Raw genomic sequence first — 22809 nt, forward strand, 5'->3', positions numbered from 1 at the left:
ATGAACCTTAGACGTTAATCGTCGAAGGTATGACGTGAGGACGGGTTAGATGCCCTGGTTCAACTTTTATCAAACTAAAAAAAAAGAGGATAGGGTGGTATTTATGAAAAAAGTGAGAAAAGCAATCATTCCTGCAGCTGGACTAGGTACACGATTTTTGCCAGCCACAAAAGCGATGCCCAAAGAAATGCTCCCTATTGTGGACAAACCAACCATACAGTATATCGTTGAGGAAGCCATTGCCTCTGGAATTGAAGACATCATCATCGTAACGGGTAAAGGGAAGCGGGCAATTGAAGATCATTTCGACAACGCTTTTGAATTGGAACATAACTTGCTGGAAAAAGGGAAACTGGGCTTGCTTGAAGAGGTCCGCAAATCTTCTAACGTGGATATCCACTACATAAGACAAAAAGAGGCCAAAGGACTTGGTCATGCTGTCTGGTGTGCACGTAACTTTATCGGTGACGAACCTTTTGCCGTGTTGCTCGGAGATGACATCGTCGTATCGGAAGTTCCATGCACCAAACAATTGATTGATCAATATGATCAGGTTCAACATTCCATTGTTGGCGTACAAACCGTACTTGCTGAACAAACAGACAGATACGGCATTGTAGACCCGCTTCAATCGGATGGCCGTTTGACAGAGGTTCTCAGGTTCGTAGAGAAACCTGCCCAAGGCACAGCGCCTTCCAACCTGGCGATTATGGGGAGATACGTACTGAGTCCAGAGATTTTCGAACATCTGGAGCAACAAGAGATTGGTCAAGGGGGAGAGATTCAATTAACAGATGCGATTCAGCGCTTAAATGAGACACAAGGAGTGTATGCTTACGATTTCGAGGGAGTACGTTATGACGTGGGCGAGAAACTGGGATTCATTTTGACAACCATCGACTTCGCTCTGCAAAAACAGGAACTTAGAATTCCAATGCTGCAAGCTCTGCAACAGATTCTGGAAAAAGAGTCGGTAGAACATGTAGCCGGGGGGGAGTTTGAATGAGTCCATCTCCCCAAACGAAGGAAGCGGAGATCGTTATGGACCCAAGTCTGGGGTACAATGCATCAACGATGTCAGGACAAAATGCGGATAAAGTGTATCTATTTATGAAAAGAATGCTCGATTTGCTGGGTTCTTTCATAGGTTTGATCATTTTGTGCCCCTTGTTTGCGGTCATCGGATTACTGATCAAAATTGAGGCCCCGCAGGGGTCTGTTTTTTTTCGTCAGGTACGGGTCGGACAGAATGGAAAAGAGTTTCATATGTACAAATTCAGGTCCATGGTTGCGAATGCAGAAGATCTGCTGGAACAGCTGATTGATCAGAATGAAGTGAACGGGAATATGTTCAAAATGAAAAATGATCCCCGCATTACCCGGATTGGCAAGTTCATTCGGAAAACCAGTCTGGATGAGCTGCCACAGTTGTGGAACGTGTTCAGAGGAGAGATGAGTCTCGTTGGACCCAGACCGGCTCTGCCCAGAGAAGTGAAGAACTACACTTCCTATGACAGACAACGTCTTCAGATGATCCCGGGATGTACGGGATTATGGCAAGTCAGCGGACGAAATAGTGTTGGTTTTGAGGAAATGGTGGAGCTGGATCTGACGTATGCCCGTGAGCGCAGCATGATGGTGGATATCAAAATTATCTTCAGAACGTTCAAGGTGCTGGTAGGTTCGAAGGATGCGTTTTGAAACACGATTCTGGCTTTGAGGTGGCATAGCAGATATGCAAAAGACCGGTATACTTGCTGCATTAAATATGAAGTCGTTTAATATCATTCTTTTTTCGCTGGTAATTGTCTTCGCAGCAATCTATCTTCCGCTAGTCTCGGTTGTTGCACTCATAGCTGTGATTCTGCTGGGCGTTTATATTAAACAGCCCAGCTGGATTTTTATGATTCTCATCGTAAGTTTTTCATTATCCATTGATAAAATATTTAGCATTCATCTGGCAGGACTGGATTCGCTGTCCTTCTACAAGCTGGCGATTCTGGGTTTTGTCGTCTCTCTTTTTCTACGCTTTGGTATTCGCAAAGAGTTGATATATCCTGCACTGGCGATTGGTTTTTTATTTGTGGAGAGTTATTTTCTATCTGATCTGCCCAGTAAGGTTAGTCCGCTCGATCCATTCAAGGCCTTTCTGGGAGTCATTGTTCCTTTTTTGTTGCTGATGCCCCATTTTTCAAGAGAGATCAGTCAACGAATTATACGTGTACTTGCATGGTTGCCGCTGTTCAGTCTTGCTGGTGGTTATATTCTGCAACTCGCCGGCATATTGTCCATTACTAACCTGGAGATGTCGGGAGTAACCCGGTTACAGGGTGCTAACATCGCCGCGCATCTGGCCATGTTGTGTTTTATCTCGATCTGCGTCTGTCTGATTCAGATCAAGCAAGGCCATCAGGTTGTTCTGTATTACATGCTTACCTTGACACATCTGGTCATTCTGGTACAGACGGGAACAAGGGGGCCACTTATTGCGCTTATACCGATTATTCTGGTCTATCTTTTTGATCAACTGAAAGCCTTCATCAAAGGCAGAGTCAGTGCCATTATTCCTCTCATTCTGTTTGTTGTCGCTGTGGCCTATATGGTGATTGCGCAGTGGGACAATTATGAGATGAGGTCAGAGAGCAAAGGCTTGTCGGGAAGGGATGTAGCCTGGAATTATTTTATTGGCAAAGCAAATGAGTATCCGATATTTGGACGTGGGCTCGGCTCAACTCTTGTAGCGAATGATGGAAGTATTTTTTCTGGCTTCGTCGTTCCGCATAATGAATACATTCGTTTTTATTACGATGGCGGGTTAGTTGGAGCCATTCTGTTGTTTCTATCGCTGCTGCTGGTGTTTCGGGCTGTTTACTTCCGATTGGGCGGCATGATCCGGTTGTATTTTGCCGGTATGATTATCGGTTTCCTGACCTATTCCTTTTTTGACAATACCCTGTCCACGGTTCATCTGATTGCTCCATTCTGTATCTTCCTGAACGCGTTATATGCTACGGGAAATGGAGTTCATTCCAAGTCAGAGGCTGAAGCAGAAGTGGATATACAGATACAGCGAGCCAAGGACGTATCCTTTTCAAAGGAGATTAGAACATGAAGGTCTGTTTGATCAGTTCTACAGGCGGCCATTTTGATGAATTAACCAAAATTATTCCTGCGGTTGAAGAACATGATTATTTCCTGATTACCGAGAAAAATAAAAGCAGAAAAGTAGATTCGTCTCAGGGCAAAGTATACTTCTTAATGCAGCAAGAGCGTAAAAACGCGATGTTCTTGCTAATCTTTGTGGCTAATATTATCAAATCGTTCTTTCTATATCTGCGTGAGCGTCCAAAGGTGATCATTACAACAGGGGCGGGAGCCACATACCCTTTTTGCCTCATTGGTAAAATCTTCGGTGCCAAGCTGATTTATATCGAAAGTTATGCCAAAATCTATTCCTCCAGCGCAACCGGGAGATTGATGTACAAAATCTCGGATGAGTTCTTCATTCAATGGGAAACGTTGCAGGATAGCTATCCCAATGCGAAGTACAGGGGGGCTTTATTTTGATATTTGCTATCGTTGGAACCCAGCGTTTTCCCTTCAATCGGATGTTTGAGCTTATTGATGAGGCGATTGAGGCAGGAATTATTGAAGAAGAGGTTGTTGCCCAATCCGGATATACCGAGTATCAGCCGCGGAATTTCACTGTGATTCCCTTCCTTACCCAGGAAGAGATGAATGAATATGTGGAGCGCAGCAGATGCATTATTTCTCATGCGGGTGTTGGCTCCATTACAAATTGTCTTGAACGTGGCAAGCCCGTTATTGTCATTCCACGCCGGAAAGAATGGGGCGAACATGTGGATGACCATCAGCTTGAGATCTCCAAAGTTTTTCAGGATAACGGCTATGTGGCCGTCGCGGAGAGTCGGGCTGAATTGCAAAAGTTGGTTCCTTGCATAGAAGAGCTGAAGTTCCAGCCTTATGTGAGAAAACAGTCTGATCTGATCTCATCCATTAAAAATTACGTGAATAGTCTGTAAGAGGTATGAAGATTAACCATGAAAAAAAGGAGTCTATCATGAAACCAAAAGTATTGGTTGTTGGATCATCCTTGAAGGATATGGGTGGAATTGTGAGTGTCATCAAAAACATTGAGGATTCCTCCATCTCGGAAATGTATGCCATGCAGCGGGTCGAAACGTATATCACGGGCAGCGTGTTCTCACGGCTGCTTATTTTTATACGGGGATTCATGCAATTCTGGATGAAGTTGTACACGTTCAAGCCGGATATCGTGCATATTCATATGGCAAACAACGGGAGCTTTTATCGGAAGTCTCTATTTCTGCTAACCGCACGAAAGTTGTTTCGAAAGTCAGTTATTCTGCATATTCATGCGGCCAGCTTTGATGATTTCTACAATCAATTTGCTCTGCAGCGCAAGTATTGTCACTACATTCTGAATCAGGCAGACAAGTTGATTGTCTTGTCCCAGACGTGGAAAGAATACTTTGCTACGATTGTGCCGGAGACAGCCATTGAGGTTCTTTATAACGGGGTCTTTGTCAAAGAACCGTTTGTAAGAGAACAACAAACAGCCGTTAATGCTCTCTTCATGGGCAGACTGGGTGAGCGAAAAGGAGTCTACGATCTGCTTCAGTCCATTCAGCAATTAAAGGAGCTGGGCGTTACAGCTACCTTTAATCTGGCAGGGGATGGCGAAGTCGAAGAAGTCAAAGCAATCGTGCAGCAGTATGGAATAGAGGATCGTGTCAATGTACTCGGCTGGATTAACGGAGAGCAAAAGGAAAAGCTGATGCGGGAAGCGGATCTACTGGTCCTGCCTTCTTATCATGAGGGATTACCTATGGCCATACTTGAAGCAATGAATTGTGGCTTGCCCATTATATCGACCACCGTCGGAGGCATCCCCGAAGTGATTACATCCGGTCATAATGGGCTGTTAATCGAGCCGGGAGATGTGCACGGGCTGACATCAGCGCTGGAATATCTCATCACGGATGAAGAGGTTAGAGCAAGAATGGGTTCACATAACAGAGAGATTATATCGGATAAGTTCGATATGAATCTTCTCGTGGGCAGATTATCAGGAATATATGATGCACTTCAAGTGAAGGTATCCTAGTGAACAGGAAAAGGTGATGAAATGAACCCCTTGGTATCTTGCATCATTACGACCCATAACCGGGCCGATTTATTGAAAAATGCGTTGAGAAGTGTACGGGAGCAAACACATCCGTATCTGGAGATTTTCATTGTGGATGATGGTTCAGAAGATCAGACGCCAGAGATCTGTCAGGCTTGGACCCGGGAAGATTCACGGATTCGGTACATCCGGGTTCCATATCCCAAAGGAGCCAACCATGCACGGAATGTAGGGATATCCCAAGCCAATGGCAAGTACATTGCCTTCCTGGATGATGATGATGAATGGCTACCTGACAAAATAAAAACCCAGGCGGAAGTGCTGGAACGAACAAAGGAATCATTCACCTTTTGCAGCAAGTATCTCGCATACACGAATGAGCAGCATCAGGTGGTCAAACGGAAATTGTCGGTGGAACCTCGCGATGTTATCCGGTATGAGGATCTGCTTACATTCAACTGGATTGGGGAAACTTCCAAAATCATGGTACTTACCTCACTGGCCCGTGAAGTTCGATTTGATGAAAATCTGACATCCGCTCAGGATTATGATTTTTATCTGCGTATATTGAAACGAGGTTACATCGCCGTGAATGTGAAAGAACCGCTGGTGGATATCAACATCCATAGTGGTCCACGAATTTCAACCTCTACAACGGCCAAGTACAAGGGCCAACGCAAGATTATTTTGAAATACTACAATGACATGTCCAAGGAACAGAAGCGCCGTCAGTTACACCATTATCGAATGCTCGAATGGTCGAGAAATACACTTCGCAATAACGTTTATTTGAAAAAAGCACTGTCGCTGTACCCTTGGTGGAAAGATTGGGTGCTGCTCAAGCGTAATACCAAAATTATGCTGCAAGGATTTCTAATGAGATTTCATGCAAGGCGCGCAGTTGGTACGTATACAGAGGAACCTGTGCGAATGAAACTAAAGTAAGAGGTGCCTGGATGGAAAATCCGACGGTGTATATGCTGCCCAAGATGATTGAGAACAATAAATTCAATGAGCTGTTATCCGATTCCATTGAGAACAAGGGATGGGAAGTGAAACAGTTTACCAAAAGAGATCTAATCAAACTGAAAAAAAATGATGTGCTGCATTTTCATTGGCCCAGCTTCTATTACAGAGGTTCATCCGTGCTGACAACAGTGATCAAGTCCATTCTGTATGTATTGATGATTTGTTTTGCACGCTTGCGCGGGGCAAAATTGTTCTGGACGGTGCACAACATCTGGCCACACAACAGCGGCAAGACGCGGTTCGATTATTGGATGAGAAAAATACTGGTCCAAAATTGCTCCAAGCTGATTGTCATGGGCAAACCCTTGATCTCTGAGATCTGTTCGACGTTTGGGATTGATTCCAGCCGGATCGAGGTTATTCCGCATGGACATTACAAGGGAGTGTATCAGGGTAAAGGCGTGAATATCCGCTCCCGGTTTGGCATCCCGGAGGATAGTTATGTGTATGCGTTCTTCGGTCAGGTGTCGCCTTACAAGGGCGTGGATGATTTGCTGGAGGCATTCAAGGATCTGGATTCAGAACAAGCCCATCTGTTGATTGCCGGTAAAAAGGTAAAGGATTATGACCTTGGAGATGAATTTCTCAAGAGTGGACATATTCATACTCATTTTCATTTCATCGAAGATGATGAATATTCGGATTATTTTGATGCAGTTGATTCGATCATTCTTCCATACAAGCAAATTGCAACTTCAGGCAGTGCGATTCTGGCATTGACCTTCTGTAAACCTGTGGTGGCACCACGGATTGGCTTGTTGGAGGAATATCTGCCCGAAGATTGTGCGGTACTCTACGAACCTTCGGATCCGGATGGATTGCTCAAGGCAATGAATATGATCCGGTTAAAACAATCGGAGTTTCAGGAAGGCAGTGGTTTTGTCAAAGCGTTGGAGCGGCTGGATTGGCCAGTGATTGCCCAAAGGACACTTACCCTGTACTCCAGTTAGTGCAGATGAACGGGTGGACCTAATTGAAAAATATGGGGATGAAATGATGAAAGTAACCGTCGCGATCTGTACGTATAACCGTGCTCATGATGCGGTAGAGGCTATACGAAGTGCAATACAACAGAATTACTTTAGCGATGACTATGAGATCATACTCATTGATAACAATTCAAAAGACAACACACGGGAAATCGTGCTCCAAACCATCTTGCAGCATGAAAACCATTCGATCCGTTATGTGTTGGAAGAAAAGCAAGGCTTGTCTGTGGCACGTAACCGGGCCATTCACGAGGCACGTGGCGAGTATATCCTGTTCCTTGACGATGATGCCTTTGCTTGCAGGGATTGGATTCGCCAGATCGTTAGCGTGTTTGAGATGAATGAAAATATCGGTTGTGTCGGTGGCAAGATTGACCCGATCTGGGAAGTGCCTGAGCCAATGTGGATTCCACCGGAGAACAGGTCGCTGTTCACCATTCTGGATTTTGCAGATGAAGTCACTGAAATGAAAAGTCCTTATATTCCATTTGGTGCAAATGTGGCTTTTCGTTTATCTGTCTTTGATCAACTGGCTCCCTTCCGTGAAGATCTTGGAAGAGTGGGGAATAATCTTCTCTCCAGTGAAGAGAGTGAGTTAATTGCAAGAATACGGACAAAGTTCAAGGTATATTACACGCCATACGGCGCGGTACAACATAAAGTAGCCAAAGAGCGAACGACAAAGAACTGGTTTCTGCGCCGAATCTATTGGCAAGGTGTGAGTGATGCCATTCGGGATCAGGATCGTGGTGTTGTGCGTACGGCCAAACATGGCATCAAGCTTGCACAGGGGATCACAACCTCACTGATCTACATTTATAATGCAGATCGGTTCACACGTCAGCTTGCCAAAGTATGTTACCGAAACGGCATGATTGTTGGGTCGCTTCGTCAAAACAGTAAGGGATGAGGATCGCTATGGCGCAAGTTGCACTTCGCAAAGTATTCAGAGGAAACGGCTTAATGAGTGCCATATTTCAGACAAGTGGAACCAATCTGCTGGTCATGACACTGACGATGTTGTCTTCCATTTTGACGTCACGTATGTTCGGCGTAGAGGGAAAGGGCGCATTCTCGGCCATCCTGTTCTGGCCAGCGCTCTTAACCGGATTGGTCGGATTTGGACTACCAACTTCTATCATTTATAACATCAAACAGAGCGTAACCGAGAAGAGTGCGCAGTATGTTCGGTTAAGCTTTCTTTTTCAAGTTCCGGTGTGCATCATCATTGGTATTGTGGCCTGGTTTGGATTACCATTCTGGCTCTCCAGCTTTCCGCCGGAGGTCGTGCAGATATCCAGATGGTATACGATTGCTACCGTTCCGGTACTTATTGTCATCAATCTCATATCAGCGCTCTCACAGAGTCGGGAGAAATTCGCTGTATATAATGGTATCCGGTTAATGATCCCCCTGTTTAATGTAGGCGGGCTTTTTGTGTTATGGGGCCTGGGCATGCTGAGCATTCAGCTCGCAGCTGCGATCTATTTTGTAACCAGCTTCTCCGTGGTGGCGTGGGCTATCTATGCCAACCGTAATGAATTGAGACTGAGATGGTTCAAGGATCGGGTGGACCAGAGTTCGGCGAAGAAGCTTTTTGGTTATGGCAGCAAGGTGTATGGTGTTGAATTGTTAGGAACGCTGTATACCCAGTTTGATAAAATCATTATTTTGGCTTTGCTCACCCCGCGTGATTTTGGACTGTATTCCGTCGTATTTGCGTTATCCCGAATCTATAACGCAGTTCAGACGGCGATTAGCAATGTTGTTTTCCCAAAAGTGACTGGATTGCCCCAAGAGCAGATTATTCGAACAGTTGGCAGAGCCTTCCGCATCTCGCTCATGGTCATGATGATCATTGTAATACCCACCATGTTTGTGGGGAACTACCTGATGGGTCTTCTGTTTGGCTCCGAATTTTTGGAGGCGAGCGTAGCATTTTATATTTTGGCTGTGGAATGCATCATTGGTGGTGGCTCCTGGATTCTGGCATCCGCATTTAATGCACTTGGTCGGCCAGGGCTTGTGATGATCAGACAGCTCATTGCACTCTCGGTAACGGTGGCTTTGTTCTTTGTATTCACCCCGTTGTGGGGGCTCAACGGAATTGCGATTGCCTTATTGATCGGGTCCATTGTACGAATGGTGGTTACTGTGGCTGCGATGAAGATTGTATTTAAGGTGAAGTTTGCCGCCATGTTCTATGACAAGGAAGATCTGACGTTTCTCTATGAACGGTTAAACAAAAAAAGAAGAAGAGTCACCCAAGGAGGAGATGGAGATGCTGGGCACTAACAATATTCATCCAATGGAAGAGTTGAAGGGACATTTACGTCAGATTTTGAAGGTCATTCCACCGCGCACCGAAATCTATTATTTGGATTACCCGGTGCATAGCAATGGTGGCGACTTGTTGATTATGAAAGGTACTGAGGCTTTCTTCCGGGACAATGATATTCATGTACGTGCCAGATACAGCATTCTGGATTGCCCTTTGTCCCTCAAGGTACCGGAAGGTATCACGATTGTGTTGCACGGGGGAGGTAACTTTGGTGATCTGTACCCTGCCCATCAGAAATTGAGAGAGCGCATGATTGCCCAGCATCCGAATCACCGGATTGTCATTCTGCCACAGACGATGTTTTACAAGAGTGACATTGAATTGAAGAAGACAGCCCAAGTATTCAATCGTCATAAGGATGTGCACTTTTTTGTCCGGGACACCTTATCTTATGAGATAGCCAGTAAAGAATTTCAACAAACCAATGTGTATCTATCTCCGGATATGGCGCATCAGTTATGGCCTCTTAAGTCCAAGAGCAAGCCTACTGCAGAGATGTTGTATTTCTTCCGGAAAGACATTGAGAAAACTCAGAATCAGGTGCATTACGAATCCGTCAGTGGATCTAAGGCCACGTTTAAAGACTGGGAGACATTGTACAACCGGGTAGACCGGAAGATCATTCGGATGATTACATCCCGGTTAAAGTCAGGGAAAGGCAGCTCTTTCGCCCGCTGGTTGTGGTACAAATACTCTGATCGGATGGTACATACGGCCATTAAGGAATTCAATCAATACCAAACCATCACGACATCCCGTCTGCATGGACATATTCTGGCCTGTCTCCTGGATCAACCGAACATCCTGCTGGATAATTCATACGGCAAGAACTCGAATTATTATGCAGCTTGGACCAAGAGCAATCCGGCAGGCAGACTGGAATCCAATCAGACCAGCACATATAACAAACCAACCGAGACCGGCAAGGGAGCAAGTACGGTTGTGTTATCGGATGGTGCAGCCCTATGAGAAGTATTCTGTTATCCGGTGGTTCTGGCAAGCGTCTCTGGCCGTTATCCAACGATTCCAGATCCAAGCAATTTCTTAAAGTTCTTCATGGGCCAGAGGGAAATCCGGAATCCATGGTACAGCGGGTATGGCGACAGCTGAATCATGCCGGACTTGCATCAGAGGCACTTATTGCGACCAGTTTGCCACAGGTGGAGATTCTGACTTCTCAGCTGGGAGACGATGTGAGACTGGTTGTGGAGCCTGAGCGCAGAGATACGTTTCCTGCGATTGCGCTGGCAGCCTCCTATCTGTATTCCGTAGAGAGTGTGAGTCTGAATGAGACGATTGCGGTGTTGCCTGTAGATCCCTTTGTTGAAAAAGAATTCTTCGAAGTGCTGGCAACCTTACCGGAGATGCTTGATAAGTCTGGTGCTGATCTGGCCTTGATGGGAGTTGTGCCGACGCACCCGTCAGAGAAGTACGGATACATCATTCCGCAATCCCAATCTTCCAGTGAAAATAACAATGAATACGTGAATGTAGCGAAGTTCCAGGAGAAACCCTGCGAATCCGATGCGGTCCTCATGATTGAGCAGGCCGCATTATGGAATTGCGGGGTTTTTGCTTTTAAACTTGGTTATTTGATTAATCTGCTCATTGAGATGGAACTGCCGATCCAGTATGACGAGATGCTGAAGCAATACGGAAGATTGAACAAGATTAGTTTTGATTACCAGGTTGTCGAGAAGGCAAATCAGATTATTGCTATTCCGTATAACGGCTTCTGGAAAGATCTAGGCACGTGGAACACACTCACGGAAGAGATGGGAAGCTCGGTTGTAGGAAAAGGGTGGATTACGGGAGATTCCCTGAATACCCACCTGGTCAATGAATTGAACATTCCGGTTGCCATATTGGGCTTGTCGGATGTGGTGGTCGCCGTGAGTCCGGATGGCATTCTGGTCAGCGACAAAGAAGCCAGCCCACGGATCAAGGAAATCTTGAAGAACGAGGATCAACGCCCCATGTATGAGGAGCGCAGGTGGGGTTGCTACCGGGTTCTGGATTACACAAGAAACGAAGCTGGCGGCGAGGTTCTCACCAAACGAATCTGCATCAGTGCCGGGAAAAACCTGAGTTATCAATACCATTTGCTTCGCAATGAGGTATGGACGGTTGTATCAGGAACTGGGGAATTGATTCTGAATGGGCAGAGCCGAATGATTGGGCAAGGAGATACGGTGATCATTGACCGGAGTATGCTTCATTCCGTCAGAGCCGTTACGGAACTGGAGATCATTGAAGTACAGATCGGCAGTCAGCTGATTGAGGAAGATATCGTTAGAGTGTCTACCGAATGGCAGGACATTGTTCAGACATATGTGAAGCACGCGTAACCAACACATTAGAACATGGGGGAGATTATGGAATGAATATTACGGTGATTGGCACAGGGTATGTGGGTTTGGTATCGGGCGTATGTTTTTCGGAACTGGGAAATAACGTGATCTGTGTCGACAACAATGTGGAAAAAGTGAATATGTTAATGGACGGTCATGTTCCGATCTATGAACCGGGTCTGAAGGATATCATGAATGCCAATATGAAAGCAGGAAGGCTGTCCTTCACCACCAATATTCAGGATGCTATCAGTCGTTCGAATATCATCATTATCGCGGTGGGTACGCCATCCCTGCCTAATGGCGAAGCAAATCTGAGCTTTATTGAGCTTGTCGCTCGAGAAATAGGTTCTTATATGGATAATTATAAAATAATAATGACTAAAAGCACTGTTCCTGTCGGAACTAACGATCGTATTCAGGAATGGATCAGCAGTTTGACGAATCATCCATTCGACATGGCATCGGTACCGGAGTTCCTGCGAGAAGGTACCGCTGTCCAGGATACGCTCTATCCTGACCGGATAGTCATTGGGACACATAGTGAGCGGGCAGTCGCCACGTTGAAAGAGCTGCATCAGCCATTAACCGATCAGATTATTGTTACGGATATTCGCTCGGCCGAAATGATTAAATATGCATCCAACGCTTTCCTCGCAACCAAGATCTCATTTATCAACGAAATCTCTAACATCTGTGAAAAAGTAGGAGCAGATGTCAGCCGTGTTGCCGAAGGCATGGGCTATGACAGACGAATCGGTGCTTCCTTTCTCAAGGCTGGCATTGGTTACGGAGGTTCCTGTTTCCCTAAGGATACACAAGCTCTGATTCAAATTGCAGGTAATGTGGATTATGACTTCAAATTGCTGAAGTCCGTGGTGGAAGTGAACAAAGATCAACGCTTTAACGTCATTCGTAAACTGGAAGACGCACTAGGCTCACTCGAAGGGAAGGAGATAGCCATCTGGGGGCTCGCTTTCAAACCGGATACCGATGACGTTCGTGATGCTCCGGCGATTGAGATCATTCAGCGTTTGCTTGAGCAGGGAGCAGTGATTCGGGCATATGACCCCATCGCTACCGAGAACTTCCGCAAAGAGGTGGATTCCCCATCCATTACGTGGGAAGAGCGTGCCATGAAAGCGGCGGAAGGTGCTGATGCACTCTGTGTTCTGACGGAATGGAAAGAGTTTATGGAGGTTAATCTGACTGATTTGGCAGCGCATATGAATCAACCCATCCTGATTGATGGAAGAAACATCTACGGAGAAGATCAGATTAAAGATACGTCCTTCCAATACTACTCCGTTGGTCGTCCAGGTCTAACCAATATCGATGGTAGAAAAACGGCAGTCATCTAACGGAGGCCATAACATGAGACGCGGGATCAAAATAACATTAGGTGCCATTTCCCTTGTTGCAGTTGTCATGATTGGATATTCTGTGTATCTGTATTCGCATGTTAAATCAGCGGCGGATCAAATGTATGAACCCCGGGAACCCATCAAGCAGGTATCCATTGTAGACCAGCGGGGTGGGGGAGATTTCCCTGTGGATATGGAGAATGAAGAACCTTTTAATGCTTTGATTCTGGGTGTGGATGAACGTTCCAATGATCGGGGGCGCTCCGACACCATGATTGTATTAAGTGTTAATCCTGCGAAAAAATCCGCACTTATGTTTAACATTCCTCGAGATACCAGAACGAATATTGTTGGTCACGGCACGGAGGATAAGATCAACCATGCCTATGCTTTTGGGGGCGTTAACATGTCTGTGCAGACCGTGGAACAATTGCTCAACGTTCCCATACATTACTACATGAAAGTGAATATGGAGGGCTTTGCACAAGTCATCGACATGGTGGGTGGAGTGGATGTGAATAACCCGTTTGCATTTGACTATGAGGGTTACCGGTTCGAGCAAGGGAATATTCATCTGGATGGTGAAGCTGCTTTGGGATTTTCGCGGATGCGTTATGATGATCCGAAGGGAGATCTCGGGCGGAATGACCGCCAGCGGGAGATCATCAAACAAGTGCTGAAGAATACGGTCCAGGTATCCAACGTATTGCAACTGGAGACGTTGCTGGACGAAGTCAGTGCTCACGTCAGAACCGACGTTACCTTTGATGAGATGAAGCAGATGTTCTCCAATTATCGTTCGGTACTGGATCATATTGAATCCGTTGAGATTAAAGGCACGGGCAAGAAAATAGACGGAGTGTATTACTATATCGTGGAACAATCGGAACGAGATAGGATACATCAGATGATTGAAGAACATTCAAAATGATCGGATAGGGCGGTGAACCAGATGCGTATCTCCAGGCTAATGAAATTGTCCCTGATTGTGCTACTAATGTATATGCTCATGATACCGGCAAGTACAAATTATGTTCAATCAGCTCAAAACTATCAATGGAATAATATACCTATTGGTGGTGGGGGGTACGTTACAGGGGTGGTAATTCATCCGACTGAGCCTGATCTGGTTTACGCTCGAACTGACGTTGGAGGAGTATATCGGTTGGATACAGCTTCAGGAGATTGGGTTCCACTACTGGATCATTTTGGAGATGAGGACAGCAATCTGTACGGCGTGGATGGAATTGCGCTGGATCAGCAAAACCCTAATGTCGTGTATATCGCTGCTGGGAAGTACGGGAACGTGGGGCCGAGTGATATTCTGAAATCCACAGATCGGGGAGAGACCTGGACTCGAACCGGACTTAATCTTCGGAATGAATCAAATGGAAATATCCATCGAGCCATGGGAGAGAGCATCGCGGTTAATCCCACGAACTCCAATTACCTGCATGTGGGTACACGATATGATGGATTGTACACTTCCAGTGATGGTGCAGCCACATGGAGCAAGGTATGGGATGTACCTAGCGGACTGTCCGGTGAGGGAATTCGGAGTGTAGCTTATGGATTGAATCCCGTGACGAAGCAAGGTCAAGTTGTGTATGCGGGGGTTCGCGGCATTGGTGTGTACAGCAAAGCACCAAGAAGCAATGGGCAGACCACTTGGCAACTTACCGGGAGAAGTCCCGAATATCCTGCACGTATGACTGTGGCGAAGAACGGGACGTTGTATGTGACCACGGATAATCAGGGCGTCTACAAGTTCAATGGTGTGCAGTGGACAAATATAACACCCAGCTCCAGTTACTCATCTTATTATGGAATCACGATTGATCCCAATAATGATAATCACATCCTGGCAGCCGTTCGAACAGGCGGAGATAATCTGCCACTGTATCGTTCCGTTAATGGCGGACAGAGTTGGACAACAGTGAGCAAAACGCTGGTATCCAAACCGTCCTGGTGGACACCCAACATGTTTTTCTCAGCCACATCCAGTATCAAGTTTGATCCGCATAATCCGGGCACCGTATACGCTACAGACTGGTTTGGCGTGTACAAGACGGAAAATATCAATGGTACCAATGGATTGACTGGCAATACAGCGAGTACTTGGGAAGCCATTACCGATGGTCATGAAGAAGTCGTCGCACTCACGGCATCCACACCACCTCAGGGTGTTTCATTTTTTAGTGGTTTAACGGATCAAGTCGGATTTAGACATGAAAATGTAACCGATGTTCCTCTTAATAAAATCCCGCTCTCAGGTATGCGAGAAATTGTGAGTATTGACTATCACGAGGCAAATCCGAATTACATGATATTTCTGGGAAGCAGTGACTGGTATGGTACCACCACACGTTTATTTGTCTCTTCCAATAACGGAGTTACAGTAACTCCAATGAATGTTCCGGCTGGCTCCAAACTGGGGAGGGTCGCCTATTCAGCTATTAATCCAAATGTAATTGTTTATTACCCCCAGACCGGTAATCCGGTCAGAAGCACGAATCGTGGTGCAACATGGCAAAATATGAATGGTGCCCCTTTTCAGGCCATCGGGGGGAATATGGTCTTTGCCTATAATCATCCACTGGCTGCGGATCGCATCAATGGATATAAATTTTATATGTATGCTGCTGGTTATCTGTATCGGTCTACGGATGCAGGTGCCAACTGGTCCAAAGCGAATACGGTTCGCCTTCCGATTAATACGGATATCAATACAAGCTTCATTAAAGTCGAGGCTGCACCTGGCGTGGCGAATAATGTATGGGTGAGTCTGGGAACCGATGGATTATATGCATCAACGAATTCGGGAAATACATTTTCCAAGATCCAGGGTGTACAGAATTCCAAATTATTTGCCTTTGGTAAAGCTCAGCCCGGCAGATTGGTTCCGGCTGTCTATGTATATGGCACCGTAAATAACGTGCATGGATTCTTCCGTTCCGATGATATGGGGATAACCTGGAACAATATAGGTCCTTTAGGTAATGGAATCGGGCTGGGCAATGAACCGCAAATTATGGCGGCAGACCGTCAAATCTATGGTCAGGTATATGTAGGTACAAATGGCAGAGGCATGTATGTTGGATCAATAGAATAACGATAGAGATATGAAAGTGGTGAAGATCAAAATGATGGAGGAGGGCTCCGGGCGCACGAGACAAAAGCATGTACGAAGAACATACGGATTTCTCATTGCTCTGCTGTTGATTGTGATCTGGATTCTGGTCATCTGGTCCATGTCCACGCAATCCTCTCAACAGCAAGACATTCAGCCTTGGCTTCATAAATGGTCTCAAAAATTGCACATCGGTTTTACACTTCCTGATGTGCAATTCACTTACGGGGAGTATGAGTATTCGCTGAAGCAGCGGCCGTATGATTTTGCAGAGTTCATCTTTCGCAAGAGTGCGCACTTATTTGTATACGCTGTGCTCGCCGTGCTTGTGTACGGCGGGATGCGGTACAGAAGAACCTCCCTTGTGACCAGTATCGTTTCTGCTCTGGCTGTGGTGTTTGTTATAGCCTCCATTGATGAGTATATTCAGCAGTTCAGCCCGGATCGGACAAGCTCGATACGTGATGTTGGAGTAGACTTGCTCGGCGGCTGCTGTGGGATTGCCATATATGCAGCACTTCAGTCCATGATCCGAAGGATCAGAAAAGGAAAGCGTACTTCCATTCACAGCGAGTGATTTCCCAGGAAATTAGATGTATCGTTCAACTTCTACTTGTCTGCCATCCATCATAAGTATGGAGTAGGACAAGGAGGACTGGACATGCTGCGAAGAAGGAACCGGAATGCTTTGCTCAAAAAGATCGGGTTCATCACGATCATTGTATTATTGCTGTGGTTGATTGCCAGAACCATTCCGTATTTGTTTCAGGCAGATACATCGGATGAAGCTGCTGCTGTTGCCGAAGAGTTTTACAAATATGAGCAGACGGGTGACTTCGGCAGTTCGTGGGAACTCTTTCATCCCCTGATGAAAGAGCGGTTTCCCAAGAGCGCTTACGTACAGAACAGAGCACATATATTTATGCAGCATTTTGGCGTGGAAACGTTTGAGCTGGAGATGGAAAAGCCGGAGCGCGAGTTCGATGTAACCGTGATTGATGGCGTTAAGCCATTTTCTGAAGCCTACAGAATCCGGGTCACGCAGAAGTACTCAGGTACCTTTGGCCAATTCGATATTGTGCAGACCTGTTATCTGGTAGAGGATGGCGATGAGTGGACCTTACTCTGGTATTATCCAAATCAGAAAAATGAGGATACCTCGCAGGTCGACAAAAGTGACTGATCAGGAAATAGTATTAACCCATACATTGAACCGAATTGTATCATTTACCTAACATGAGGCTCCATAAATGCGAGACTTTTGTCGCATTTTTGGAGCTTTTTTTGTGTTTTGCTTGTTTTTATAGCTTTAAAGCCTTGACATTAGTCCCGGTGTCAAGTAAATTACGAGATAGATACAAAATGTATCAATTTTCAGCGTCTAACGACAAATAACAAGGACTTCTAAGCTCCTTGTGAGGGGAAGGAATATCATTGATCGAAACGGGCCGCTTTTACTGTGTCAGTTGTGGGATGATTGTGTCGGTCACTAGAAGCTCTGTCGAAATGAAGGAAGAGGGCAATGGAGGCAATCACGTATTTCGCACCGGATTCTACCGGAGTGAAATGCCGCTTGGATGCTGTGAAGCGTGTGTAGTTGAAGCGAAACGTCAGGGGAAATCCCAGTTTGCGGGACAATATACTAAAGATTATGATACACTATGTGCATATGAGAAACGGGCATGAATGATGTGCTCGTCCATGAAGGAGGGGATTGAATGCAGCAGGAGCCGGTCGTCCGGATTCAGGGCGTCAGCAAGATCATATCCTCCCGATCATTGGTCAGCGACCTGACTCTGGATATTTCTCCGGGGCAGGTTTTTGGTTTTTTAGGACCCAATGGCGCGGGAAAAACAACGACGATTCGAATGATGGTTGGACTGATGTCCATCAGTAAAGGTGATATTTTCATTTCCGGACACAGTGTAAAGAATGAATTTGAGAAGGCGGTAGCCCAGGTAGGAGCTATTGTGGAAAATCCGGAAATGTACAAGTTTCTGACCGGGTACCAAAATCTCGTTCACTTTGCCCGCATGTCGCCGGGAGTTACGAAGGAACGTATTGCGGAAACAATTGAGCGTGTGGGGCTCACAGCCCGTATTCACGATAAGGTCAAAACCTATTCACTTGGCATGCGCCAGCGTCTGGGGGTCGCGCAAGCGATATTACATAAACCGAAGCTGCTTGTACTGGATGAGCCGACCAATGGTTTGGACCCACAGGGTATACGGGAACTGAGAGATTATTTGCGTCAGCTCACCCAAGAGGAAGGCATTACGGTCTTTGTATCCAGTCATTTATTGTCGGAGATGGAGCTGATGTGTGATACGGTGGCCATCATCCAGAATGGCAAGTTGATTGATGTAAGAAACCTTCGGGCTGAAGCCGGTTCGGATGCATTAATCGAAGTTGCTTTTGAGCTGAATGATGCAGACCGTGCTGCGGATCTGATTCAGGGTGCTGTCGTACAGGGCAATGTCCTGGTGATGCGGGTGTCTCGTGAGCAGATTCCGGATATCAATGCCAAGCTGGTTAGCGAAGGGTTTCAGGTGTACGGTATTCGTAACGTGACTCACACCCTGGAAGAACAATTCTTGCAAGTCACTGGGGGTGGAGGCATTGGGTAGTTTTGGTAATCTGATATTGAACGAGAATATGAAAATTTTCCGTCGTCCCCGTACCTGGATCATGTTATCAATTCTGGCGCTGATCTCGCTATTAATGCCAGTGTTACTGCGAGAAGGCATGGGGTCCAATGAAGTTTTGTACTGGGAAGCGGCTGTAACGACCATCCAGGTTACATTTTTCCTGAACACGATCTTTTGTGTCGTGATTGCAGCGGAATCGGTCGCAGGCGAATTTACTTGGGGAACCATTAAGCTATTGCTGATCCGTCCATGGTCACGAAGCAAAGTTCTTGCTTCCAAATATCTGACCGTCGTTGGCTTCAGTATTGTCAGTACATTGTTGGTCATCGCGATGGCCATGCTGATGTCTTATATCCTTTTCTCCCATGATGCTCCGGGAGGAAGCGGTAGTCCGGCTACGAATGCTCTGACGTTATGGGGATATTTGTACGTTGATCTGTTCATTACGCTTGCGATTGCCTTTATGGTGTCCTCCGTATTTCGTTCAGGTGCACTTGCGATTGGATTATCCCTGTTCATTATGTTCTCACAGAGTATCTTCTCACTCATATTCAATCCGGTCCGTTATGAGTGGGCCAAGTATGTTCTATTCAACAACATGGATCTTAGCAAATACATGACCTCCGGGGCGGATTTTGCGCTAATGGGTGGCCCGAGTGCAGGAATGACACTGGGTTTCTCCATTGCAGTTCTGGCGGTGTATTACGTTATTTTCATGGTGATTTCCTGGGTTGTATTCAGCAAAAGAGATGTGGCAGGCTAACGCCTGCTTCTTTTTTTTGCTCCAATGTTTGTTTTGGAAAGAAAATAAGTGTATATTCAGCATCGCCTGTGGCATGACTGTCATTTAAGGGTACTTAGTATCATAAGTAAATGACTAGATATACATATGAACGCCGCAGTCACTTTGGCAGAGCAGCGCATGGAGGGATCACGTTTCTTGATAAATAACAAGTTCTACCGCATATGTACAGCGATTATTCTGCTGCTGCTCATCGTGTATCTGGGGGAAAAAGTGAACTTTATTTTCAGCCCCCTGACCTCACTGATTCACATCATCATCATTCCGCTGCTGATTGCTGGTTTCTTCTATTATCTGCTGCGCCCGCTTGTCGATTATATGGAAAGGCATAAGATCAAACGTGCATTGTCAGTTCTGATTATTTATGTCGTAATTGCACTAATACTTGCAGGTTTTAGTGTGCTTGTATGGCCTTCCCTGCGTGAACAATTGATGAATTTTGTAGAGAATGCTCCAGCGTTGGTTACTTCACTCAGCGATCAGTTGAATGCACTTGAAAAGAGCAATGTTGTATCCAGATACCTGCCTGATGATTCCAATCTATTCTCACGATTATCCGATGTTCTGAGCCAAGGGATCACTCAGGTAACCAATTATGTCTCCGGGTTATTCTCCGTGGTATCCAATCTGGTTATTATTCTGGCAACGTTCCCGATTATGTTGTACTACATGCTCAAGGAAGGTAGCAAGTTTGGAACGAATCTGACCTTATTGTTGCCAAGACATTATCGGAAGGATGGGGAAGAAACCGTCCATGAGATCGATGAAGCATTAAGCAACTATATTGTTGGCCGGGTTATTGTTAATGTAGCCTTGGGGATTCTGATGTACATCGGTTTTCTCATCTTAGGTTTGCCTTACGCATTGCTGCTGACGGTTGTATCGATTATTCTGAACTTCATCCCTTATGTGGGTGCTTTGCTGGCAGCTATTCCGGTTGTCATTGTTGCGTTTATCGAATCACCTTCGATGGCGATCTGGTCACTGGTCATCATTGTAATCGCACAGCAAATTCAGGATAACCTGATCTCACCTTATGTCTATGGCAAACAGCTCGATATTCATCCACTGACTACCGTTATCCTTTTGCTCGTGGGTGCTGACCTGGGAAATATCTTGGGTATGATCATCGTGATTCCCCTATATATGATTCTGAAAATTATAGTTCGCAAAATCCATTATCGGATTGTCGAAGATAAGACTGAAACTTAAATGGAATTTGAAATACAACGCTATCATGTGTGCCACTACTAATGTTTGTTATTGAATCACATCGATAAGCTCATCAGGATAAGCCGCATATCAATGGCGAAGGGGCAAGCAAGTTTGCCCTCGCCATTGGTAGGCGGCTTTTTTTCATACATATTGTTCACTCATGTTATATCTGTTATACTTGATATATAACAGATAACAAAAGAAGGTGAACCCTTGATTATTCAACTGGATATGCAATCCGAACTTCCCATCTATTCGCAACTTGTTTATCAAATTATTGAAGGCATTGCTGGTGGTGAGTTACAGCTAGGTGAGGCGTTACCTTCGGTTCGGAATTTGGCCGCAGATATCGGTGTTAACCTTCACACCGTCAATAAGGCTTATACACTACTCAAGCAAGATGGATACATTCTAGTTCATAGACAAAAGGGAGTTGTAGTGAACCCTGATGGAATGCCTGGTTTAACGGATGATTTTTTGAAAAAGCAGCAAAGAGAATTAAGACCGATTATTGCGGAAGCGATCTGTCGAGGAATGACCAAAGAAGAATTATCTGCGGTGTTAGACCAAATGTATGATGATGTGAAGATGGGTCACAACAAAGAGTAAAGAATCAAGGGAGTGTGTTATGTATGCAGCTATTTAGTATATTACCTATCATTTTAATCTTTGCTCCATTAGCCTTACTTCTATCTTTTACACCATATCTGACAAGGGAAACCATTAGCTTTGGGGTTACGGTAAGTCAATATAATTACTACACACCCATCTTACGTAAGCTAAGAAGTACGTTTGCTACAGTAAGTCTGATCGGAAACGGGATGGTTATACTTGTCTGTCTGTATTTTCTCCGATCTGCTAATGAAGATGCTACCGCAATGATTACCGGTGTTAGCACAATGATATTTATTGTGTACTGGACAGCGCTACACATCTTATTTCATTTCAAGATGAAAAAGATAAAAGGAACACTTACAACTGTAGAAGCACCTCAAAGAGTTAAAATCGATACCACCTTTCGCCAAAATAAACTCACCTATTCCAACTATTGGTTTCTCATTCACATTGCTATTATTGTTGCCATTGCGATCATTTCGATCCTGAATTATAAGGCACTACCTAACGTCATTCCAATAAAATATGATCTTCAAGGCCATGTTACTTCCAGTGTGCCTAAAACTTACCTCTCGGTACTGGCTATTAATCTTGTACAGCTAGGAATCATTGCACTTATGATGTTGGTTAACTGGAGTATTAAATCAAGCAAACAACAGCTTACTACGTCTAATCCGGGCCAATTTGCTGCTGAAAATATTCAATTCCGCCGTAAATGGTCCCTATTTACGCTTGTAACAGGCTTACTTCTTACCATTTTATTTGCCTTTATTCAGATCAATATGTTCGTCCCTAATCTGGTCTTGTTAACAGCTATTAGCTTCATCACTCCTGTGGTGATCGTGTTAGGTGTTGTATGGCTGTCTCTCACAGGCAGACAAGGCGGTGGCAAAATTCGTAATCAACAAGAGGATCACGAACGATCTAAGGAGCAGCCTGTGAATGACGATGATCATTGGAAGCTTGGGTTTATTTACTTCAATGCCAATGATCCTTCTTTAACCATAGAAAAGCGTTATGGAATAGGCTGGACAATTAACTTCGCTCGTCCACTATCTTGGGTCCTATTGTTATTCATCATTGCTATTGTTGTTATAAGCATAGTCCTGAGCCAATAAATGCTCATAATGCTATGCATATAATAGATGAAATTAA

General features: G+C 45.2%; 23 protein-coding genes. All 23 read left to right on the forward strand.

Annotation, left to right across the window (positions count from 1 at the left end):
- Positions 1-103: 103 nt before the first annotated feature.
- The 23 genes from galU (at position 104) to MHI48_RS06765 (ending at position 22772) form a co-directional block, all read left to right on the forward strand.
- Entirely contained in the window at positions 104-1006 is a 903-nt protein-coding gene (gene galU / locus MHI48_RS06655) for a UTP--glucose-1-phosphate uridylyltransferase GalU (protein ID WP_036611572.1), read from the forward strand.
- Positions 1003-1701, forward strand: a complete 699-nt coding sequence (locus tag MHI48_RS06660) for a sugar transferase (RefSeq protein WP_036668903.1) — start codon at positions 1003-1005, stop codon at positions 1699-1701. The genes galU and MHI48_RS06660 overlap by 4 nt, the downstream gene beginning before the upstream one ends.
- A gap of 34 nt (positions 1702-1735) precedes the next feature.
- The gene (locus MHI48_RS06665; RefSeq protein ID WP_338707984.1) at positions 1736-3112 is read left to right on the forward strand and encodes an O-antigen ligase family protein; all 1377 of its coding nucleotides are present in this window, start codon (positions 1736-1738) and stop codon (positions 3110-3112) included.
- Positions 3109-3567: a PssD/Cps14F family polysaccharide biosynthesis glycosyltransferase gene (gene pssD, locus MHI48_RS06670; protein WP_091033847.1), complete on the forward strand. Its 459-nt coding sequence runs from the start codon at positions 3109-3111 to the stop codon at positions 3565-3567. Before MHI48_RS06665 ends, pssD begins: the two co-directional genes overlap by 4 nt.
- Positions 3564-4043, forward strand: coding sequence for a PssE/Cps14G family polysaccharide biosynthesis glycosyltransferase (gene pssE, locus MHI48_RS06675; RefSeq protein ID WP_036668909.1), 480 nt, complete (start codon positions 3564-3566; stop codon positions 4041-4043). The genes pssD and pssE overlap by 4 nt, the downstream gene beginning before the upstream one ends.
- 38 nt (positions 4044-4081) lie before the next feature.
- On the forward strand, positions 4082-5149 hold the full coding sequence (locus MHI48_RS06680; RefSeq protein ID WP_338707985.1) for a glycosyltransferase family 4 protein: 1068 nt from the start codon (positions 4082-4084) through the stop codon (positions 5147-5149).
- A 21-nt stretch (positions 5150-5170) separates the two neighbouring features.
- Positions 5171-6115, forward strand: coding sequence for a glycosyltransferase family 2 protein (locus MHI48_RS06685; RefSeq protein WP_405143502.1), 945 nt, complete (start codon positions 5171-5173; stop codon positions 6113-6115).
- An 11-nt stretch (positions 6116-6126) separates the two neighbouring features.
- Positions 6127-7149, forward strand: a complete 1023-nt coding sequence (locus MHI48_RS06690) for a glycosyltransferase (RefSeq protein ID WP_076209611.1) — start codon at positions 6127-6129, stop codon at positions 7147-7149.
- 43 nt (positions 7150-7192) lie between these two features.
- Entirely contained in the window at positions 7193-8098 is a 906-nt protein-coding gene (locus MHI48_RS06695; RefSeq protein WP_405143504.1) for a glycosyltransferase, read from the forward strand.
- Between the two features lie 8 nt (positions 8099-8106).
- Positions 8107-9483 (forward strand): lipopolysaccharide biosynthesis protein, encoded by a 1377-nt coding sequence (locus MHI48_RS06700; protein WP_076319069.1) that lies wholly within the window; start codon positions 8107-8109, stop codon positions 9481-9483.
- On the forward strand, positions 9470-10498 hold the full coding sequence (locus MHI48_RS06705; RefSeq protein WP_047841970.1) for a polysaccharide pyruvyl transferase family protein: 1029 nt from the start codon (positions 9470-9472) through the stop codon (positions 10496-10498). Before MHI48_RS06700 ends, MHI48_RS06705 begins: the two co-directional genes overlap by 14 nt.
- Entirely contained in the window at positions 10495-11877 is a 1383-nt protein-coding gene (locus MHI48_RS06710; RefSeq protein ID WP_076319070.1) for a sugar phosphate nucleotidyltransferase, read from the forward strand. Before MHI48_RS06705 ends, MHI48_RS06710 begins: the two co-directional genes overlap by 4 nt.
- Positions 11878-11909: 32 nt before the next feature.
- Positions 11910-13241: a UDP-glucose/GDP-mannose dehydrogenase family protein gene (locus MHI48_RS06715; protein ID WP_076319071.1), complete on the forward strand. Its 1332-nt coding sequence runs from the start codon at positions 11910-11912 to the stop codon at positions 13239-13241.
- Positions 13242-13254: 13 nt separating this feature from the next.
- Entirely contained in the window at positions 13255-14175 is a 921-nt protein-coding gene (locus tag MHI48_RS06720) for an LCP family protein (RefSeq protein WP_036668922.1), read from the forward strand.
- Positions 14176-14214: 39 nt separating this feature from the next.
- Positions 14215-16356: a hypothetical protein gene (locus MHI48_RS06725; RefSeq protein ID WP_143781081.1), complete on the forward strand. Its 2142-nt coding sequence runs from the start codon at positions 14215-14217 to the stop codon at positions 16354-16356.
- Between the two features lie 10 nt (positions 16357-16366).
- Positions 16367-16951 (forward strand): VanZ family protein, encoded by a 585-nt coding sequence (locus MHI48_RS06730; RefSeq protein WP_047841975.1) that lies wholly within the window; start codon positions 16367-16369, stop codon positions 16949-16951.
- An 84-nt stretch (positions 16952-17035) separates the two neighbouring features.
- On the forward strand, positions 17036-17557 hold the full coding sequence (locus MHI48_RS06735) for a hypothetical protein (RefSeq protein WP_017690106.1): 522 nt from the start codon (positions 17036-17038) through the stop codon (positions 17555-17557).
- 251 nt (positions 17558-17808) lie between these two features.
- On the forward strand, positions 17809-18060 hold the full coding sequence (locus MHI48_RS06740) for a hypothetical protein (protein WP_127551208.1): 252 nt from the start codon (positions 17809-17811) through the stop codon (positions 18058-18060).
- A 32-nt stretch (positions 18061-18092) separates the two neighbouring features.
- Entirely contained in the window at positions 18093-19001 is a 909-nt protein-coding gene (locus MHI48_RS06745) for an ABC transporter ATP-binding protein (protein WP_047841976.1), read from the forward strand.
- A complete protein-coding gene (locus tag MHI48_RS06750) occupies positions 18994-19785 on the forward strand; it encodes an ABC transporter permease (RefSeq protein WP_076319075.1) in 792 nt (263 codons plus the stop codon). The genes MHI48_RS06745 and MHI48_RS06750 overlap by 8 nt, the downstream gene beginning before the upstream one ends.
- A 177-nt stretch (positions 19786-19962) precedes the next feature.
- Entirely contained in the window at positions 19963-21036 is a 1074-nt protein-coding gene (locus MHI48_RS06755; protein ID WP_081745953.1) for an AI-2E family transporter, read from the forward strand.
- Positions 21037-21252: 216 nt separating this feature from the next.
- A complete protein-coding gene (locus MHI48_RS06760; protein ID WP_076319076.1) occupies positions 21253-21648 on the forward strand; it encodes a GntR family transcriptional regulator in 396 nt (131 codons plus the stop codon).
- Positions 21649-21671: 23 nt separating this feature from the next.
- Positions 21672-22772: a DUF1648 domain-containing protein gene (locus MHI48_RS06765; protein WP_076319077.1), complete on the forward strand. Its 1101-nt coding sequence runs from the start codon at positions 21672-21674 to the stop codon at positions 22770-22772.
- Positions 22773-22809: the final 37 nt, after the last annotated feature.

Origin of the sequence: Paenibacillus sp. FSL H7-0942, assembly GCF_045040715.1 — a bacterium.
GTDB classification, from domain to species: Bacteria; Bacillota; Bacilli; order Paenibacillales; family Paenibacillaceae; genus Paenibacillus; species Paenibacillus amylolyticus.

Excerpts from the sequence above, each read along its gene's own strand:
- MHI48_RS06710 (WP_076319070.1), top strand. The coding sequence starts at position 10,495 with ATGAGAAGTATTCTGTTATCCGGTGGTTCTGGCAAGCGTCTCTGGCCG.
- MHI48_RS06700 (WP_076319069.1), top strand. The coding sequence starts at position 8,107 with ATGGCGCAAGTTGCACTTCGCAAAGTATTCAGAGGAAACGGCTTAATG.
- MHI48_RS06730 (WP_047841975.1), top strand. The coding sequence starts at position 16,367 with ATGAAAGTGGTGAAGATCAAAATGATGGAGGAGGGCTCCGGGCGCACG.
- MHI48_RS06765 (WP_076319077.1), top strand. The coding sequence starts at position 21,672 with ATGCAGCTATTTAGTATATTACCTATCATTTTAATCTTTGCTCCATTA.
- MHI48_RS06735 (WP_017690106.1), top strand. The coding sequence starts at position 17,036 with ATGCTGCGAAGAAGGAACCGGAATGCTTTGCTCAAAAAGATCGGGTTC.
- MHI48_RS06685 (WP_405143502.1), top strand. The coding sequence starts at position 5,171 with ATGAACCCCTTGGTATCTTGCATCATTACGACCCATAACCGGGCCGAT.
- pssD (WP_091033847.1), top strand. The coding sequence starts at position 3,109 with ATGAAGGTCTGTTTGATCAGTTCTACAGGCGGCCATTTTGATGAATTA.
- MHI48_RS06720 (WP_036668922.1), top strand. The coding sequence starts at position 13,255 with ATGAGACGCGGGATCAAAATAACATTAGGTGCCATTTCCCTTGTTGCA.
- MHI48_RS06745 (WP_047841976.1), top strand. The coding sequence starts at position 18,093 with ATGCAGCAGGAGCCGGTCGTCCGGATTCAGGGCGTCAGCAAGATCATA.
- MHI48_RS06695 (WP_405143504.1), top strand. The coding sequence starts at position 7,193 with ATGATGAAAGTAACCGTCGCGATCTGTACGTATAACCGTGCTCATGAT.
- galU (WP_036611572.1), top strand. The coding sequence starts at position 104 with ATGAAAAAAGTGAGAAAAGCAATCATTCCTGCAGCTGGACTAGGTACA.
- MHI48_RS06705 (WP_047841970.1), top strand. The coding sequence starts at position 9,470 with ATGCTGGGCACTAACAATATTCATCCAATGGAAGAGTTGAAGGGACAT.
- MHI48_RS06680 (WP_338707985.1), top strand. The coding sequence starts at position 4,082 with ATGAAACCAAAAGTATTGGTTGTTGGATCATCCTTGAAGGATATGGGT.
- MHI48_RS06715 (WP_076319071.1), top strand. The coding sequence starts at position 11,910 with ATGAATATTACGGTGATTGGCACAGGGTATGTGGGTTTGGTATCGGGC.
- MHI48_RS06665 (WP_338707984.1), top strand. The coding sequence starts at position 1,736 with ATGCAAAAGACCGGTATACTTGCTGCATTAAATATGAAGTCGTTTAAT.
- MHI48_RS06725 (WP_143781081.1), top strand. The coding sequence starts at position 14,215 with ATGAAATTGTCCCTGATTGTGCTACTAATGTATATGCTCATGATACCG.
- MHI48_RS06660 (WP_036668903.1), top strand. The coding sequence starts at position 1,003 with ATGAGTCCATCTCCCCAAACGAAGGAAGCGGAGATCGTTATGGACCCA.
- MHI48_RS06690 (WP_076209611.1), top strand. The coding sequence starts at position 6,127 with ATGGAAAATCCGACGGTGTATATGCTGCCCAAGATGATTGAGAACAAT.